Annotated in this window: 12 protein-coding genes and 2 tRNA genes; all 14 read left to right on the top strand. The window is 60.2% G+C overall.

The annotated features are described in order from the left end of the window. Nucleotides 1–1,911, top strand: coding sequence for an ATP-dependent zinc metalloprotease FtsH (gene ftsH, locus HU825_RS01655; RefSeq protein WP_043298265.1), 1,911 nt, complete (start codon nucleotides 1–3; stop codon nucleotides 1,909–1,911). Nucleotides 1,912–1,927: 16 nt separating this feature from the next. Continuing rightward, nucleotides 1,928–2,779, top strand: coding sequence for a dihydropteroate synthase (folP, locus tag HU825_RS01650; protein WP_054095275.1), 852 nt, complete (start codon nucleotides 1,928–1,930; stop codon nucleotides 2,777–2,779). A gap of 13 nt (nucleotides 2,780–2,792) precedes the next feature. Beyond that, the gene (glmM, locus tag HU825_RS01645; protein ID WP_054095274.1) at nucleotides 2,793–4,130 is read left to right on the top strand and encodes a phosphoglucosamine mutase; all 1,338 of its coding nucleotides are present in this window, start codon (nucleotides 2,793–2,795) and stop codon (nucleotides 4,128–4,130) included. Nucleotides 4,131–4,194: 64 nt separating this feature from the next. Continuing rightward, nucleotides 4,195–4,950: a triose-phosphate isomerase gene (gene tpiA / locus HU825_RS01640; RefSeq protein ID WP_054095273.1), complete on the top strand. Its 756-nt coding sequence runs from the start codon at nucleotides 4,195–4,197 to the stop codon at nucleotides 4,948–4,950. 4 nt (nucleotides 4,951–4,954) lie between these two features. After that, nucleotides 4,955–5,329 carry a preprotein translocase subunit SecG gene (gene secG / locus HU825_RS01635; protein WP_054095272.1) on the top strand — a complete coding sequence of 125 codons (375 nt, stop codon included), beginning with the start codon at nucleotides 4,955–4,957 and terminating at the stop codon, nucleotides 5,327–5,329. A gap of 9 nt (nucleotides 5,330–5,338) precedes the next feature. Further along, a tRNA-Leu gene (locus tag HU825_RS01630) sits at nucleotides 5,339–5,424 on the top strand. Nucleotides 5,425–5,516: 92 nt separating this feature from the next. After that, a tRNA-Met gene (locus HU825_RS01625) sits at nucleotides 5,517–5,593 on the top strand. A gap of 128 nt (nucleotides 5,594–5,721) precedes the next feature. Then, nucleotides 5,722–6,180 carry a ribosome maturation factor RimP gene (gene rimP, locus HU825_RS01620; RefSeq protein WP_054095271.1) on the top strand — a complete coding sequence of 153 codons (459 nt, stop codon included), beginning with the start codon at nucleotides 5,722–5,724 and terminating at the stop codon, nucleotides 6,178–6,180. A 47-nt stretch (nucleotides 6,181–6,227) separates the two neighbouring features. Then, nucleotides 6,228–7,709: a transcription termination factor NusA gene (gene nusA, locus HU825_RS01615; RefSeq protein ID WP_008568943.1), complete on the top strand. Its 1,482-nt coding sequence runs from the start codon at nucleotides 6,228–6,230 to the stop codon at nucleotides 7,707–7,709. A gap of 28 nt (nucleotides 7,710–7,737) precedes the next feature. Then, complete coding sequence (infB, locus tag HU825_RS01610; protein ID WP_054095269.1) at nucleotides 7,738–10,236, top strand: translation initiation factor IF-2; 2,499 nt, start codon at nucleotides 7,738–7,740, stop codon at nucleotides 10,234–10,236. Between the two features lie 116 nt (nucleotides 10,237–10,352). Further along, entirely contained in the window at nucleotides 10,353–10,742 is a 390-nt protein-coding gene (gene rbfA / locus HU825_RS01605) for a 30S ribosome-binding factor RbfA (RefSeq protein WP_043298152.1), read from the top strand. Nucleotides 10,743–10,744: 2 nt separating this feature from the next. Next, the gene (truB, locus tag HU825_RS01600) at nucleotides 10,745–11,662 is read left to right on the top strand and encodes a tRNA pseudouridine(55) synthase TruB (protein ID WP_043298151.1); all 918 of its coding nucleotides are present in this window, start codon (nucleotides 10,745–10,747) and stop codon (nucleotides 11,660–11,662) included. 114 nt (nucleotides 11,663–11,776) lie between these two features. Further along, on the top strand, nucleotides 11,777–12,046 hold the full coding sequence (gene rpsO / locus HU825_RS01595) for a 30S ribosomal protein S15 (protein WP_011914369.1): 270 nt from the start codon (nucleotides 11,777–11,779) through the stop codon (nucleotides 12,044–12,046). A gap of 162 nt (nucleotides 12,047–12,208) precedes the next feature. Next, on the top strand, nucleotides 12,209–14,317 hold the full coding sequence (pnp, locus tag HU825_RS01590) for a polyribonucleotide nucleotidyltransferase (protein WP_138300378.1): 2,109 nt from the start codon (nucleotides 12,209–12,211) through the stop codon (nucleotides 14,315–14,317). Nucleotides 14,318–14,586: the final 269 nt, after the last annotated feature.

Below are 14,586 nucleotides of genomic sequence, written 5' to 3'. Positions count from 1 at the left end.
ATGGCTAAGAACCTCATCCTGTGGCTGATCATCGCCGCTGTACTGGTGACGGTGATGAACAATTTTTCCAGCCCGAACGAGCCGCAGACGCTCAACTATTCCGACTTCATCGAGCAGGTCAAGGATGGCCGTGTCGAGCGTGTGACCGTCGACGGCTTCGTGATCATCGGCAAGCGCAGCGACGGCGAAACCTTCAAGACCATTCGTCCTGCGATCCAGGACAATGGCCTGATTGGCGATTTGATCAACAACAATGTGATCATCGAAGGCAAGCAGCCGGAGCAGCAGAGCATCTGGACGCAGCTGCTGGTGGCGAGCTTCCCGATTCTGGTGATCATCGCGGTGTTCATGTTCTTCATGCGGCAGATGCAGGGCGGCGCGGGTGGCAAGGGCGGCCCGATGAGCTTTGGCAAGAGCAAGGCGCGCCTGCTGTCCGAAGACCAGGTCAAGACCACCTTTGCCGATGTTGCCGGTTGTGACGAGGCCAAGGAGGAAGTGCATGAGCTGGTCGAATTCTTGCGTGATCCCGGCAAGTTCCAGCGGCTCGGTGGCCGAATTCCGCGCGGCGTGTTGATGGTCGGTCCTCCCGGTACCGGTAAGACGCTGCTGGCCAAGGCCATCGCTGGCGAGGCCAAGGTACCGTTCTTCACCATTTCCGGTTCCGACTTCGTCGAGATGTTCGTCGGTGTCGGCGCCAGCCGTGTGCGCGACATGTTCGAGCAGGCTAAGAAACATGCGCCGTGCATCATCTTCATCGACGAGATCGATGCGGTGGGTCGCCACCGTGGCGCGGGTTTAGGCGGTGGTCATGACGAGCGTGAGCAGACCCTCAACCAGTTACTGGTGGAGATGGATGGTTTCGAGATGAATGACGGCATCATCGTCATCGCCGCCACCAACCGTCCGGACGTGCTCGATCCGGCCCTGCTGCGTCCCGGTCGCTTCGACCGCCAGGTCGTGGTGGGACTGCCGGACATCCGCGGTCGCGAGCAGATTCTCAAGGTGCACATGCGCAAGGTTCCGGTGGGCGATAACGTCGAACCGGCTGTGATCGCTCGTGGTACTCCAGGCTTCTCCGGCGCCGATCTGGCCAATCTGGTCAACGAGGCCTCGTTGTTCGCCGCGCGAGCCAACAAGCGCATCGTTGAAATGAAGGAGTTCGAGCTGGCCAAGGATAAGATCATGATGGGCGCCGAGCGCAAATCAATGGTCATGTCCGAAAAGGAGAAGCTCAATACCGCGTATCACGAGGCGGGGCACGCAATCGTCGGTCGCGTGGTGCCCGAGCACGATCCGGTCTACAAGGTATCGATCATCCCGCGCGGTCGCGCGCTCGGCGTGACGATGTTTCTTCCTGAAGAAGATCGCTACAGCCTGTCCAAACGCGCATTGATCAGCCAGATATGTTCGCTGTTCGGTGGGCGCATCGCCGAGGAAATGACGCTCGGCTTCGAGGGTGTGACCACTGGCGCGTCCAACGACATCATGCGGGCTACGCAACTCGCGCGAAACATGGTTACCAAGTGGGGGCTTTCGGAAAAGCTTGGACCGCTGATGTATGCCGAAGAAGAGGGCGAGGTGTTCCTCGGTCGCAGTGCCGGAAGCCAGCACACCAACGTTTCGGGTGAGACGGCCAAGCTGATCGATCAGGAGGTGCGCAGCATCATCGATCATTGCTACGGCACTGCCAAACAGATACTGGCGGATAATCGCGATCGGCTGGACATGATGGCTGAGGCGCTGATGAAATACGAAACCATCGATGCCGAGCAGATCGACGACATCATGGCTGGACGGCCTCCGCGCGAACCGCGTGATTGGCAGGGTGGTTCGGGGGCGTCGGGCAAATCAACCCAGCCCGAGAGCGGGCGGCCAGAAACGCCGATCGGAGGCCCGGCCGGCGAACATTAAGCCTCAAGGCGTTCAAATGAGCGAAACGTTGTCTGTGGCCCGGCTATCCTGTGGTAGCCGGGTTCTTGATTTAACCCGTCCGCAAGTGATGGGTATTCTGAATGTCACCCCTGATTCTTTCTCCGATGGTGGGCGCTACGCGCTGAAAGATGCGGCGTTGAAGCATGCCGAGTCGATGGTGCGTGCCGGCGCAACGCTGCTTGATGTCGGTGGTGAGTCGACGCGCCCCGGGGCGCGTGCGGTTTCGCCGACAGAAGAGCTCGAGCGTGTGGCGCCAGTGGTGGAAGCGATTGCGCGCGAGCTGGACGTGGTGATTTCTGTCGATACGTCGACTCCGGCGGTGATTCGAGAGGTTGCGCGGCTTGGTGCTGGTCTGGTCAATGACGTGCGCTCGCTGCGTCGCGACGGCGCATTGGATGCGGCGCTCGATACTGGCTTGCCAGTTTGTCTGATGCACATGCGGGGTGAGCCTGGCGATATGCAGGACGACCCGCAGTACTCCGACGTGACCAGCGAGGTGTGCGATTTCCTCGCACAGCGAATGGCCGAGTGTGTGGCCGCTGGCATCAAGGCTGAGCGAATCGTGCTCGATCCAGGATTCGGCTTTGCCAAGACGCTCGAACACAATCTCAGTCTGTTCAAGCATCTTGAGCGGCTGCATGCGCTTGGGCGGCCGCTGCTGGTCGGTGTGTCGCGCAAGACCATGATTGGCAAGGTGCTCGGGCGCGAGGTGAATGAACGGCTCTATGGCAGCCTCGCACTGGCAGCGCTAGCGGTTACCAAGGGGGCACAGATTATTCGCGTGCACGACGTAGCCGAGACGATTGACGTGGTTCGAATGATAGCTGCAGTCCAATCTGCAGAATAAAGGGACGGTGTTCATGGGTAGAAAGTACTTCGGCACGGACGGAATTCGCGGGCATGTCGGGCAGTTTCCGATCACGCCGGATTTCATGCTCAAGCTGGGTTGGGCGGCAGGCATGGCTTTTCGTAAGCAGGGCAAGTGCCGCATCCTGATCGGTAAGGACACCCGCATTTCCGGTTATATGTTCGAATCTGCATTGCAGGCCGGGCTGTCTGCGGCGGGTGCCGATGTGTTGTTGCTGGGGCCGATGCCGACGCCGGCAGTGGCATATCTGACGCGCACGTTCCACGCCGAGGCCGGTATCGTGATCAGCGCCTCGCACAATCCGCATCACGACAATGGCATCAAGTTCTTTTCCGGTCGTGGCACCAAACTGCCGGACGAGGTCGAGCTGATGATAGAGGAGTTGCTGGATGCGCCGATGACGGTTGTCGAATCGGCTCAGTTGGGCAAGGCGTCGCGGATCAACGACGCGGCTGGGCGCTACATCGAGTTCTGCAAGAGCAGCGTGCCGACAAGTACCGATTTCAGTGGCCTCAAGTTGGTTATCGATTGCGCGCATGGCGCCACCTATAAGGTTGCGCCGAGCGTATTCCGCGAACTCGGCGCGCAGGTGGTCGTGATTGGAGTGCAGCCTGATGGGCTGAATATCAACGCAGATGTCGGTTCGACCCATGTCGGCCAGTTGCAGAAGGCTGTGGTCGAGAACGGCGCCGATATGGGTATCGCCTTCGATGGCGATGGCGATCGCGTGATGATGGTCGATCATACCGGGGCAGTCGTGGATGGCGATGAGCTTCTGTACATCATTGCTACCGACCTGCAGGAGCGCGAGCGCCTGAGCGGTGGTGTGGTGGGTACGTTGATGAGCAATCTCGGTCTGGAGCTGGCGTTGAAGGCGCGCGAGATTCCGTTCGTGCGTGCCAAGGTGGGCGACCGCTACGTCATTGCCGAGATGCTGGAGCGTGGTTGGCCGCTAGGGGGAGAGAATTCCGGGCATATCGTTTGCGCTCAGCATACGACAACCGGGGATGCCATCATTGCAGCGCTGCAAGTCGTACTGGCGCTGCGTCGCCGAGGCCAATCCCTCGCGCAGGAGCGCCTCGCGTGGCATAAATGTCCGCAGGTGCTGATAAACGTGCGCTACTCTGGCGGAATCGATCCACTTTCACATCCTGACGTGCAGGCAGCCTGCGACGATGTTACTGAGCGTATGGCTGGTCGCGGGCGCGTATTGCTGCGCAAGTCCGGTACAGAACCGTTGGTACGGGTCATGGTAGAGGGCGACGATGAGAAGCAGGTGCGCGAGCATGCTGAGGCGTTGGCGAAAGTAGTAGCAAAAGTTTGTGCGTGATCTGCTTGCCAGGGTGGGGGCGGTTGAGTAACATCTGCGCCCACTTTGACCGACGAGGTAAAGCATGCGCCGCAAGATGGTAGCTGGTAACTGGAAGATGAACGGTACCCGCGCTAGCGTCGCAGAGCTGATTGGCTCCCTTCGGTTTGAAGAGCTTCCAGGTGATGTGGATGTCGTAATTCTGCCTTCATCTATTCATCTTGCGCAGGTCTTAAGTAATCTCCGGAGTGAAGCTATCGCGGTGGGAGCGCAGGATTGTTCGACAGAGCCCGGTTTTGGGGCCTTTACCGGCGAAGAGTCAGCCGCCCAGTTACGTGATTTGGGGTGTGCGTGGGTTCTGGTTGGGCACTCTGAGCGGCGATCGCTGTTTGCCGAAAGCGATCAGGTTGTATGTCGAAAGTTTTCTTCAGCGCAGGCGAATGGATTGAAGCCCATCCTCTGTGTTGGTGAGGTGCTAGAAGATCGTCAGCTGGGAAAGACGCTTGATGTGGTGTCGCAACAGCTAAATAGTGTGCTCGACGTGGTTGGTGTGAAGGCGTTTGAGTCGGCTGTGGTTGCGTATGAGCCGGTCTGGGCGATAGGTACCGGGCTGACTGCGACGCCGGAGCAGGCGCAAGAGGTTCATGCGGCCATTCGAGCGGTGGTGGCGCAGCGGGATGCGCGTATTGCCGGTGACTTGCGGATTCTTTATGGCGGAAGCGTCAAGCCGGACAATGCCGTTGCATTGTTTGCTCAGGCTGATGTAGACGGCGGGCTTATCGGCGGTGCCTCTTTGAAAGCGAATGAATTTGGCGCGATCTGTCGTGCTGCGGGGAAGTGATCAGATGTTGCAGACTGTTGTGATCGTGGTGCATCTGCTGGTCGCCCTGGGTGTGGTTGTGTTGGTGTTGCTGCAGCAGGGCAAGGGCGCGGATGCGGGGGCCTCATTCGGTTCGGGTGCTTCGGCTACCGTATTCGGAAGTCAAGGTAGTACTACCTTTCTGAGTCGGTTTACTGCTATACTTGCCGGCGTTTTTTTTGTGACAAGTCTGGGCTTGGCGTTTTTTGCCAAGGAGCAGGCTGACAATATTTCGCAGGCGGGCCTGCCCGATCCAGCGGTGCTTGAGGTTCCGGCAAGCAAGCCTGCAGAAAATGATGTTCCGGTTCTGGAAGAGCGTGACCCGGCGGGTGACGTTCCTTCTTTGCAAGAGAAGCAGTAAAGGGTTTTTGCCGAGGTGGTGGAATTGGTAGACACGCTACCTTGAGGTGGTAGTGGCCATAGGCTGTAGGGGTTCGAGTCCCCTCCTCGGTACCATACAAGTAGGCCCGCCTAGTGCGGGCTTTCTTGTTATCAGGGTTTCGGTTGACCGATTGTCAAGATGATCGTACAATTCGTGCCCAGTTTGTCGCGGGGTGGAGCAGTCTGGTAGCTCGTCGGGCTCATAACCCGAAGGTCGTTGGTTCAAATCCAGCCCCCGCAACCAGTGAAGGTGAAGAGCCCCTGTATAGGGGCTTTTTATTGGCTTCAGGCTAGGTCGTCGGCATTTCAGGCGATCACAGGGATGGGCGTTTCGCCCATTTTTCGTTTGTACAGCATGCGCGAGGGACTTCGATGTCGAGCAAGCTAGAACAGTTGCAGGCCTTGTTGGCCCCGGTGGTAGAGGCGCTCGGATATCAATGTTGGGGTATCGAGTTCCTCTCTCAGGGAAGGCATTCGCTGCTGCGAGTCTACATCGATCACGCCAACGGTATTCTGATCGACGATTGTGAGAAGGTCAGCCGTCAGCTCAGTGGCGTGCTCGATGTCGAAGACCCCATCAGTGTCGATTACACCCTTGAGGTGTCCTCTCCCGGTATGGATCGGCCATTGTTCAAGTTGGAACAATACGCCGCCCATGTGGGCGAGCAGGTAAAAATCAAACTGCGTTCCCCCTTCGAGGGGCGGCGCAATTTCCAAGGGCTTCTCCGCGGGGTGGAGGAGCAGGATGTGGTGATACTCGTTGATGATCATGAGTATCTATTGCCTGTCGATCTGATCGACAAGGCCAACATAGTCCCCCGTTTTGACTAAATGCGGATCCCGCGGACCCCAATGGATTGCGAAAGGCGAGGCGTACGATGAGCAAAGAAGTACTGCTGGTTGTGGAGTCGGTGTCCAACGAAAAGGGCGTACCGGCTGGTGTCATTTTTGAAGCGTTGGAGCTGGCTCTGGCCACTGCAACCAAAAAGCGCTACGAGGACGAAGTCGACCTGCGCGTGGAGATCAACCGCCAAAACGGCAGCTATGAAACCTTCCGCCGCTGGACGGTGGTCGATGACGAGCATTTTGAGGATCCGGCTTATCAGCTGGCGCTCGATCAGGCGCAGGAGCGCAAGGCGGATGCAAAGCTCGGCGATGTTTTCGAGGAAAAGATCGAGTCCATCGAGTTCGGCCGTATCGCCGCGCAGACCGCCAAGCAGGTCATCGTGCAGAAGGTACGTGAGGCTGAGCGCGCGCAGGTGGTCGAAGCCTATCGTGATCGTCTCGGCGAGATTATTTCCGGAACGGTAAAGAAGGTTACCCGCGACAGCGTGATTGTTGATCTGGGCAACAATGCCGAGGCTCTGCTGGCGCGCGAGGACATCATCGCTCGCGAGACCTTCCGCGTCGGTGCGCGCGTGCGTGCGCTGCTGAAGGAGATTCGTACGGAAAACCGCGGTCCGCAGCTGATCCTGTCGCGTACTGCCCCGCAGATGCTGATCGAGCTATTCCGCATCGAAGTGCCGGAAATCGCCGAGGGTCTCATCGAAGTGATGGGCGCGTCGCGAGATCCGGGATCGCGCGCCAAGATTGCGGTCCGTTCCAAGGACAAGCGCATTGATCCGCAAGGCGCTTGCATCGGCATGCGCGGCTCGCGCGTGCAAGCAGTTTCCGGCGAGATTGGCGGCGAGCGCGTGGATATCGTCCTGTGGGACGACAACCCGGCTCAGTTCGTGATCAACGCGATGGCACCGGCGGAAGTGGCAGCGATCATTGTCGATGAGGATGCGCACGCGATGGATATCGCGGTCGCCGAGGACAACCTGGCGCAGGCAATCGGTCGCGGTGGGCAAAACGTCCGTCTGGCCAGCCAGCTGACTGGCTGGACGCTGAACGTGATGACCGAGGCCGATATCCAGGCCAAGCAACAGGAAGAGACCGGCGACATCCTGCGCAGCTTCATCGAAGAGCTGGACGTCGACGAGGAGCTGGCCCAGGTGCTGGTCGAAGAAGGCTTCACCTCCCTGGAGGAAGTCGCCTACGTCCCGATGGAGGAGATGCTCGGCATCGAAGGGTTTGATGAGGACATCGTCAACGAACTGCGTACACGTGCCAAGGATCGCCTGCTGACCAAGGCTATCGCCACCGAAGAGAAACTGGCGGACGCGCAACCGGCCGAGGATCTCCTCGCGCTGGATGGCATGGACAAAGAACTGGCGGTCGAGTTGGCTGTGCGGGGTGTGATTACCCGCGAAGACCTGGCCGAGCAGTCGATCGACGACTTGCTCGACATAGACGGCATCGATGAAGAGCGTGCCGGCAAGCTGATCATGGCCGCCCGAGCCCATTGGTTCGAGTAAGTAATTAGCGGCCTGAGGAGAGAGATGCATGACGCAAGTCACGGTGAAAGAACTGGCCCAAGTGGTCGACACACCGGTCGAGCGACTGCTGCAGCAGATGCGTGAGGCAGGACTGCCGCACACCAGCGCCGAGCAAGTGGTGACCGATAACGAAAAGCAGGCCCTGCTGGCTCATTTGAAAAGCAGTCACGGCGCCAAGATGGACGAGCCGCGCAAGATCACCTTGCAGCGCAAGACCACCACCAAGCTGAAGGTCGGCGGCAGCAAGACCATCAGCGTCGAGGTGCGCAAGAAGAAAACCTTCGTCAAGCGCAGCCCGGATGAGATCGAGGCCGAGAAGCAACGCGAACTGGAAGAGCAGCGCGCGGCCGAAGAAGCGGCTCGCCTGAAGGCAGAGGAAGAGGCGCGCGTGCGTGCCGAGGAAGAAGCCCGTCGCCAGGCGCAGCAAGAGCAGAGCACGGTTGCCGCAGTTCCGCCCAGTGCCGCTGAAGTTGCCGTCGAGCCGGCAGCTGTCGAAGTTGCTATCGCGGCCGCTCCGAGCGATGAGCGCAAGAAAGAAGAAGCGCGCCGTGCCGAGAAGCCGCGCAGCGACGACGACGATCGTCGTGATCGCAAGCATGCACAGCATCGCCCGTCGCTCAAAACCAAGGCGCCGCTGACACGCACCGTGCGCAGTGGCGAGGACGACGCCGACGGCTTCCGTCGTGGCGGTCGCGGCAAGTCCAAGCTCAAGAAACGCAATGCGCATGGCTTCCAAAGTCCGACCGGACCGGTCGTACGCGAAGTTTCAATCGGCGAAACCATCACCGTGGCCGAGCTGGCCCAGCAGATGTCGGTCAAGGCTGCCGAAGTCATCAAGTTCATGTTCAAAATGGGCTCGCCGGTCACCATCAACCAGGTGCTCGACCAGGAAACCGCGCAGCTTGTGGCCGAGGAGCTCGGCCACAAGGTCAAGCTGGTCAGCGACAATGCGCTGGAGGAACAGCTGGCCGAACTGCTGAAGTTCGAAGGCGAGGAGATGACCCGGGCGCCCGTGGTAACCGTGATGGGCCACGTCGACCACGGCAAGACCTCCCTGCTCGATTACATCCGCCGAGCCAAGGTTGCGGTCGGAGAAGCGGGTGGCATTACTCAGCACATCGGTGCTTACCACGTCGAAACCGAGCGTGGCATGGTTACGTTCCTCGATACCCCTGGTCACGCGGCGTTCACCGCCATGCGCGCCCGCGGGGCGAAGGCGACCGACATCGTCATCTTGGTGGTGGCAGCGGACGACGGCGTCATGCCGCAGACCCAGGAGGCCGTGCAGCACGCGAAGGCGGCGGGTGTGCCGATCGTGGTTGCAGTGAACAAGATCGACAAGCCGGAAGCCAATCCGGACAACATCAAGAACGGCTTGGCCGCGCTCGATGTGATCCCCGAGGAGTGGGGTGGCGACACGCCGTTTATTCCGGTTTCCGCGAAGATGGGTACCGGCGTCGACGAGTTGCTGGAAGCCGTTCTGCTGCAGGCCGAGATTCTCGAACTCAAGGCTACGCCGTCGGCGCCCGGTCGCGGCGTGGTCGTCGAATCGCGCCTGGACAAGGGCCGCGGCCCGGTGGCTACCGTACTGGTTCAGGACGGCACGCTGCGCCAAGGCGACATGGTCCTGTGTGGCGTGAACTTCGGCCGCGTGCGCGCCATGCTCGACGAGAACGGCAAACCGGTGAAGGAAGCCGGTCCGTCCATTCCGGTGGAAATCCTCGGTCTGGATGGTACGCCCGAAGCCGGTGACGACCTCACCGTGGTCGCCGACGAGAAGAAGGCGCGCGAAGTTGCCTTGTTCCGTCAGGGCAAGTTCCGCGAAGTGAAACTGGCACGTGCCCACGCGGGCAAGCTGGAGAACATCTTCGAGACGATGGGGCAGGACGAGAAGAAGACGCTCAACATCGTGCTCAAGGCCGACGTACGCGGCTCGCTCGAAGCGCTCCAGGGCTCGCTCAACGGTCTGGGCAACGACGAGGTGCAGGTGCGCGTAGTCGGTGGCGGTGTCGGTGGTATCACCGAATCCGATGCCAACCTGGCACTGGCGTCCAATGCGGTGATCTTCGGCTTCAACGTGCGTGCCGACGCTGGCGCGCGCAAGATCGTCGAGGCCGAAGGCCTGGATATGCGCTATTACAACGTCATCTACGACATCATCGAGGACGTCAAGAAGGCGCTCACCGGTATGCTCGGCAGCGATGTGCGCGAGAATATCCTGGGTATCGCCGAGGTGCGCGATGTGTTCCGTTCGCCGAAGTTCGGCGCGGTTGCCGGTTGCATGGTTACCGAGGGCATGGTGCACCGCAATCGCCCGATCCGCGTTCTGCGCGACGACGTGGTGATCTTCGAAGGCGAGCTGGAGTCCTTGCGCCGCTTCAAGGACGACGTCTCGGAAGTCCGTGCCGGCATGGAATGCGGTATCGGTGTGAAGAGCTATAACGACGTCAAGGTCGGCGACAAGATCGAAGTGTTCGAGAAGGTCCAAGTGGCCCGTTCACTGTAATCCGAGTTGCAAACTTCCAGCGGCAAGCGTCGAGTGTGATCACTTGACGCTTGCCGTTTGGCTTTGCGGTATCACGAATTTTTCAAGCCTGCAGCGTGCAGCCAGAGGCAGTTTTTATGGCCAAAGAATTCAGCCGTACCCAGCGTATCGGCGATCAGATGCAGCGCGAGCTGGCCCAGTTGATCCAGCGCGAGATCAAGGATCCGCGGCTGGGCCTGGTCACCATCACCGGCGTTGACGTCAGCCGGGATCTGTCCCACGCGAAGATCTTCATCACCATCATGGGGCAGGACGACAACGAGGAGGCGGTCAGGGATAACCTGCGCATTCTCAACGAGGCTGCCGGCTTCCTGCGCATGCAGTTGGGCAAGAGCATGAAGCTGCGCAGCGTGCCGCAGCTGCATTTCAACTATGACGCCAGCATCCGTCGTGGCGTCGAGTTGAGTTCGCTGATCGAGCGCGCGGTCGCCGAAGATCGCAAGCACAGCGACGGAAGCGGAGAGTAAGCGTGGTCCAGGTCAAGCGTGTTCGACGCGATGTGAACGGCATCATCCTGCTCGATAAGCCTCGCGGATTCACTTCCAATGCGGCGCTGCAGAAGGTTCGCTGGCTGCTCAATGCGGAGAAGGCCGGACATACCGGAAGTCTCGATCCGCTGGCGACCGGGGTACTGCCGCTGTGCTTCGGCGAGGCGACCAAGTTCTCGCAGTATCTGCTCGATGCCGACAAGGCCTATGAGACGGTCATGCAGCTGGGCGTCACTACCACGACGGCGGATGCTGAAGGCGAAGTGCTCGAGCGCAAGCCGGTGGCGGTTTTGCGTGAACAGTTCGAAGCGCTGCTGCCGCGCTTTCGCGGCGACATCCAGCAGGTGCCGCCGATGTATTCGGCTCTCAAGCGTGACGGCCAGCCGTTGTACAAGCTGGCGCGCGCCGGCGAGGTGGTGGAGCGCGAGCCGCGTTCTGTTAATATTGCGCGCCTGGAGCTGCTCGCACTCGAGGGCGACAAGGCGCGCTTGGCCGTGGCGTGTAGCAAGGGTACCTATATCCGCACGCTGGTCGAAGATCTTGGCCAGCTGCTGGGCTGCGGAGCGCATGTCGCCGAGCTGCGCCGGACTCAGGCCGGGCCGTTCAGTCTTGCGCAGACCGTGACGCTCGAGGCTCTGGAGCAAGCGCATGCAGAAGGCGGTGCCGAGGCGCTGGACCGGTTCCTGCAACCGGTGGACAGCGGACTGGAACATTGGCCGCTGCTGCAATTGTCCGAACATAGCGCTTATTACTGGCTGCACGGGCAGCCAGTGCGGGCGCCGGAGGCGCCGAAATACGGCATGGTCCGCGTACAGGATCACGCCGGACGCTTCATCGGTATCGGTGAGGTGAGCGAAGACGGGCGCATCGCGCCGCGTCGACTGATTCGGTCGGAATGACCGGTACGCATCGCGTTCGCGCGTTGCGTCAGAGGGTGGCTGTCAACAGGCGCGGTCATTCCTCTCTATTAAACACGGGACCCGTTCCCGGCCTGTTCACTCAAGGAGCCCATCATGGCACTGAGCGTTGAAGAGAAAGCCCAGATCGTTAACGAGTACAAGCAAGCTGAAGGCGATACCGGTTCTCCGGAAGTGCAGGTTGCCCTGCTGACCGCCAACATCAACAAGCTGCAGGACCACTTCAAGGCCAACGGCAAGGATCACCACTCCCGTCGTGGTCTGATCCGTATGGTCAACCAGCGCCGCAAGCTGCTGGACTACCTGAAGGGTAAGGACACCACTCGTTACAGCGCCCTCATCGGCCGTCTGGGTCTGCGTCGCTAAGACGCGCCCGAGCTGTACGCTGGAAATCGGAAGCTGGAAGCAGGACATCGTTCTTGCTTCCAGCTTTCGGCTTTAAGCGACAGGCTTTTCTGCAGGAAACCCCGGGTCCGACTCCCGAGTTTCCCGCCGATTTCCCCAAGGCAACAAAGAGAAGGAAGAACCGTGAATCCGGTAATCAAGCAATTCCAGTTCGGTCAGTCGACCGTTACCCTTGAGACGGGCCGTATCGCTCGCCAGGCCTCCGGTGCCGTGCTGGTAACCGTCGATGACGACGTCAGCGTGCTGGTCACCGTCGTCGGTGCCAAGAGCGCTGACCCGAGCAAGGGCTTTTTCCCGCTGTCGGTGCACTATCAGGAGAAGACCTACGCTGCGGGCAAGATCCCGGGCGGCTTCTTCAAGCGTGAGGGTCGCCCTTCCGAGAAGGAAACCCTGACCTCGCGCCTGATCGACCGTCCGATCCGTCCGCTGTTCCCGGAAGGCTTCATGAACGAAGTGCAGGTCGTCTGCACCGTCGTTTCCACCAGCAAAAAGACCGATCCGGACATCGCCTCGATGATCGGTACCTCGGCAGCGCTGGCCATTTCGGGTATCCCGTTTGATGGTCCGATTGGCGCCGCGCGCGTGGCTTTCCACGAAAGCACCGGCTATCTGCTGAATCCGACCTACGAACAGCTAAAAGCCTCCAGCCTGGACATGGTCGTGGCCGGTACCGAAGAGGCCGTGCTGATGGTCGAGTCCGAGGCGCAAGAGCTGACCGAAGACCAGATGCTCGGCGCGGTACTGTTCGCCCACCAGGAGTTCCAGGCTGTGATCCAGGCCGTCAAGGAATTCGCTGCCGAGGCTGGCAAGCCGGCGTGGGAGTGGAGCGCTCCGGTAGAAAATACTGCCCTGTTGTCGGCGATCAAGGCCGAGTTCGGCGAAGCGATCTCGCAGGCGTACACCATCACCATCAAGCAGCAACGCTACAGCCGTCTGGACGAGCTGCGCGATCAGGTCGTTGCCCGTTTCGCCGGTGAAGGCGAAGGCCAGCCTAGCGTCGGTGAAGTCAAGGAGGCCTTCGGTCTGCTGGAATACCGTACCGTTCGCGAGAACATCGTCAACGGCAAGCCGCGCATCGACGGTCGCGACACCCGCACTGTGCGCCCGCTGAAGATCGAAGTCGGCGTGCTGCCCAAGACCCACGGCTCGGCGCTGTTCACCCGCGGCGAGACCCAGGCTCTGGTAGTCGCGACCCTCGGCACCGCGCGTGACGCCCAACTGCTCGATACTCTGGAAGGCGAAAAGAAGGACGCCTTCATGCTGCACTACAACTTCCCGCCGTTCTCGGTCGGTGAGTGTGGCCGTATGGGCGGCGCCGGTCGTCGTGAGATCGGCCACGGGCGTCTGGCCCGTCGTGGCGTCTCCGCCATGCTGCCGCGTGACGACGAGTTCCCCTACACCATCCGTGTGGTCTCGGAAATCACCGAGTCCAACGGCTCGTCCTCGATGGCCTCGGTCTGCGGTGCTTCGCTCGCGCTGATGGATGCCGGTGTGCCGATGAAGGCGCCGGTCGCGGGTATCGCGATGGGTCTGGTCAAGGAAGGCGAAAAGTTCGCCGTGCTGACCGACATCCTCGGTGACGAAGACCACCTGGGCGACATGGACTTCAAGGTGGCCGGTACCGCCAAGGGCGTCACCGCGCTGCAGATGGACATCAAGATCCAAGGCATCACCGAAGAGATCATGGAAATCGCCCTGGGCCAGGCCCTGGAGGCGCGCCTGAACATCCTCGGCCAGATGAACCAGGTCATTGCCCAGTCGCGTAGCGAGCTGTCGAGCAATGCCCCGACCATGCTGGCGATGAAGATCGATCAGGACAAGATCCGCGATGTGATTGGCAAGGGTGGCGCTACCATTCGTGCCATTTGCGAAGAGACCAAGGCGTCGATCGATATCGAAGACGACGGCTCGATCAAGATCTTCGGCGAGACCAAGGAAGCGGCCGAGGCGGCCAAGCAGCGCGTACTGGGCATCACAGCCGAAGCCGAGATTGGCAAGATCTACGTCGGCAAGGTCGAGCGCATCGTCGACTTCGGTGCCTTCGTCAACATCCTGCCGGGCAAGGACGGCCTGGTGCACATTTCGCAAATCAGCGATCAGCGCATCGAGAAAGTCACCGACGTGCTCAAGGAAGGCCAGGAAGTGAAGGTGCTGGTGCTGGACGTGGACAACCGCGGTCGCATCAAGCTCTCGATCAAGGACGTCGCAGCGGCAGAGGCGTCGGGCGTCTGAGCCTGACATTCAGTCGAACAGAAAAGGCCCTTCGGGGCCTTTTTTGTTATCTGGGATCACCCCGGGTTCGTTGCGCAGCTGATTGCAAGATGCATGCGTGGCACAGGGCAAGCGTGCATACTGCACGTCTACGGGGTTTTTCATTTTTCCATAACTTATTGAATTTAAAGGATATTAATCCTTCGCTTCGGTTGGCATGGCACTTGCGCTGTTATTCTCGACTCCGGGTTGGAGCGATGCCCGGAAACCACGAGAAACAGGAGTGACAT

The sequence above is a fragment of the Pseudomonas phenolilytica genome, assembly GCF_021432765.1.
In the GTDB taxonomy this organism is placed as follows: domain Bacteria; phylum Pseudomonadota; class Gammaproteobacteria; order Pseudomonadales; family Pseudomonadaceae; genus Stutzerimonas; species Stutzerimonas phenolilytica.
The sequence above is the reverse complement of the archived record's forward strand: the minus strand, read 5'-3'. Positions and strand labels throughout refer to the sequence as shown.

Bases quoted from the DNA above. Each gene is read 5' to 3' on its own strand.
- ftsH (WP_043298265.1), top strand. From the start codon at position 1: ATGGCTAAGAACCTCATCCTGTGGCTGATCATCGCCGCTGTACTGGTG.
- folP (WP_054095275.1), top strand. From the start codon at position 1,928: ATGAGCGAAACGTTGTCTGTGGCCCGGCTATCCTGTGGTAGCCGGGTT.
- glmM (WP_054095274.1), top strand. From the start codon at position 2,793: ATGGGTAGAAAGTACTTCGGCACGGACGGAATTCGCGGGCATGTCGGG.
- tpiA (WP_054095273.1), top strand. From the start codon at position 4,195: ATGCGCCGCAAGATGGTAGCTGGTAACTGGAAGATGAACGGTACCCGC.
- secG (WP_054095272.1), top strand. From the start codon at position 4,955: ATGTTGCAGACTGTTGTGATCGTGGTGCATCTGCTGGTCGCCCTGGGT.
- rimP (WP_054095271.1), top strand. From the start codon at position 5,722: ATGTCGAGCAAGCTAGAACAGTTGCAGGCCTTGTTGGCCCCGGTGGTA.
- nusA (WP_008568943.1), top strand. From the start codon at position 6,228: ATGAGCAAAGAAGTACTGCTGGTTGTGGAGTCGGTGTCCAACGAAAAG.
- infB (WP_054095269.1), top strand. From the start codon at position 7,738: ATGACGCAAGTCACGGTGAAAGAACTGGCCCAAGTGGTCGACACACCG.
- rbfA (WP_043298152.1), top strand. From the start codon at position 10,353: ATGGCCAAAGAATTCAGCCGTACCCAGCGTATCGGCGATCAGATGCAG.
- rpsO (WP_011914369.1), top strand. From the start codon at position 11,777: ATGGCACTGAGCGTTGAAGAGAAAGCCCAGATCGTTAACGAGTACAAG.